The organism is Rhizobium sp. UGM030330-04 (genome assembly GCF_003208455.1).
Lineage (GTDB): Bacteria > Pseudomonadota > Alphaproteobacteria > Rhizobiales > Rhizobiaceae > Agrobacterium > Agrobacterium rhizogenes_A.
The window spans coordinates 1-2,222 of the sequence record NZ_QKML01000042.1 but is presented as its reverse complement, the minus strand read 5'-3'; the positions used below and the strand labels follow the sequence as shown (position 1 = coordinate 2,222).

Here is a 2,222-nt window from a genome sequence, read left to right as displayed (position 1 = left end):
GGGGGGGGGTGTGTGCCCCCTGAACAGGTACTGTCTACTTCGGTCTCCCAGATCTCCATGCCCTCAAGTTGTCGAATGTCTATGAGGCAGGGCGACATTCCCTCGGAGCCAACACGTTCAGGTTTACTGAGCGCACGCACCGGAAGTCACCCCGAAGGGGCCTGGCCCCGTTCGTGGAAATAGGCTTTGAGAAGATTTAACGCGTCGTGCTCGATCTGCTGCTCGGACATGTACTTCACATTGATGGTCATTGCATCCGCATCCTGATCTAAACCTGTAGCACCTACCGCCTACTGTCAGGTCTCTTTACTCTTTCGCTGGGCTTCCTCGGCTAGGCGCTGCCTCTCCTCGTCAGGCAGGTCGTTCGCCGCTCGAAGGAAGGTCGCCATCTGGCGAGGGTGGCGCTGAATGATGTCGGTCAAGTCCGACGACACGCGGCCGGCCTGCGCCAGTAACTCGTCAGCGTCCTGGCCTAGAGCCTTGGCGATAGCTCTAACCTTCTCCTCGCTCGGCGGCTTGAACTCTCCACGCTCGACCTTCGACAGGTAGGTCGGGCTCATGCCGACCCTCTGCGCAAATTTGCGCAGGCCGATTTTCCGGGCCTCCCGTAGCCGCCGCACCGTAACCCCGAAGCTATCGTCTACGCTCATCCCCACCTCCTCGTATTGTAATTAGTAGTATAAACACTAAACATATATCACACAATCCATTTTTTAACGTATTGTGTTTATCGCCAGGCTAAATACCTACATGCATGATCCTTGCAGCCTCGCACCCGCTTGGCGGTCCCGGTCTTGCCGATCCAGAGCGGGGACAGGACTTTCAGGATGTCCTCGGTGGTGGTGGCGTCCATCCGCTTGGAGCTGATCACTGGTCGGGCATAGGTCTTGAGCGTGCTCACCCACTGCCGGGCATGCTTGGCGCTCGTCCAGCCGTGCCGGTGCACCCGGACATAGCGGGTGGCACAGGCGGTGAAGGTGGGCGCTGCCGGTATGATCTGCCGGACCGCGATAGGATCGGGGCCATGCTTGACCTGCTTCCGGTACTCGGCGGCGCGTTCCCGCGCCTCAGCCAGCCCCACGTTGGCGAAGCTGCCCGGGCCCATCTCCCGGCGCTTGCCATGAAGGGTGAGGCGTAACCTCCACTTCCAGGCACCGGTCCGGGACACCACCAGCCGCAGGCCGCCGCCATCTTCGTGCTTCTCCGGGCCGGCGGTTGCCACCTTGTACGGAGTCAGCTTGCGAAGTCGAATTTCGGTTCGATCGGGGTCCAATTGGGGGTCCATATTGACAAGTAATCACATAATAATTTTACGGAATTTCCTAGTTTAAGGTCTTGACATTGATTGACAGGATATGCAATGGGATCATAGGAAAATAGTTGATCAATCTCTATATTGAACTCAGAGATGGCCTCTGGGACTTGGAGGAAAGGTTTTATTCAATGATCCCTATGTATCACAGGGATTACACGGACTCTCTAGAGGATTTCGCCCACGAAATGACCTACAAACGATATTGCAAGGCAATGGACGAAAGAGAAAAGGCTGAAGGCGCCAGATATACTGTGGAAAATATGATCTATCCACGCTTTGACATTGATGATATAGATCATGTGGAAGACGCCGATCTGTAATGGATGAACGCTGGGCGCCGGAGAGCTGGAGGATATCAAGTGTTTTATGGAGAAGCTGATCAGGAAGGCGGAGAACTCGAAGCCAAATGGAAGAAAAAGCCAGTTATTGATCAAATATTATACCCCATGCTTTAATCTCCAAAGAAACTAGAAATAGAAATATCAATACCTTAAACTAGGAAGTTCTGTAATTTTATTTATAATAATTTATTTTTCATTTGAGCGGATTAAATGAACCCTTATTTAAGGACGAGGAGAACGGGGAAGCGAGGGAGCGTAAGCGACGAGCGGAGTGCGACGACCCCCGCGTAGGCGTAGAGGTCGAGTGCTTGGTCGGAGTCCGGGCATAAGCGTCTGCGGATACGAAATGCCAGGCCATGCGGCGCGGCATCAAATCATTGCGGGAGTTCTGGTGCCGTGCGGAGTGCGCGCCGGGACGAACGCGGGCCGCCGAAGGCAATGGCCATCGCCCCATTATTTTCACCCGAAATCGGATGGACCCCACCTCGGGTTTCGCGAAAAAATGGCGACGCTCCTGAAGTTAACGGGGCATAAAGCCTCATTTTTTTATTCCGGCTTCTTCAGAA

The 2,222-nt window shown here is 54.3% G+C and carries 4 protein-coding genes; 2 read left to right on the top strand and 2 right to left on the bottom strand.

All coding sequences use genetic code 11. The annotated features are described in order from the left end of the window. Positions 1-296: 296 nt before the first annotated feature. Together N434_RS25335 and N434_RS25330 are read right to left on the bottom strand one after the other, a co-directional pair. Complete coding sequence (locus tag N434_RS25335; RefSeq protein ID WP_097050057.1) at positions 297-650, bottom strand: helix-turn-helix domain-containing protein; 354 nt, start codon at positions 648-650, stop codon at positions 297-299. A gap of 77 nt (positions 651-727) precedes the next feature. After that, positions 728-1,273: a tyrosine-type recombinase/integrase gene (locus N434_RS25330; RefSeq protein WP_210206067.1), complete on the bottom strand. Its 546-nt coding sequence runs from the start codon at positions 1,271-1,273 to the stop codon at positions 728-730. Between the two features lie 107 nt (positions 1,274-1,380). Between N434_RS25330 and N434_RS25325 the strand changes: the two genes are divergently transcribed. Both N434_RS25325 and N434_RS26040 read left to right on the top strand, forming a co-directional pair. Beyond that, positions 1,381-1,635, top strand: coding sequence for a hypothetical protein (locus N434_RS25325; RefSeq protein WP_097050059.1), 255 nt, complete (start codon positions 1,381-1,383; stop codon positions 1,633-1,635). 367 nt (positions 1,636-2,002) lie between these two features. Continuing rightward, a partial coding sequence (locus N434_RS26040) for a hypothetical protein (RefSeq protein WP_210206066.1) occupies positions 2,003-2,222 on the top strand: 220 nt, incomplete at its 3' end.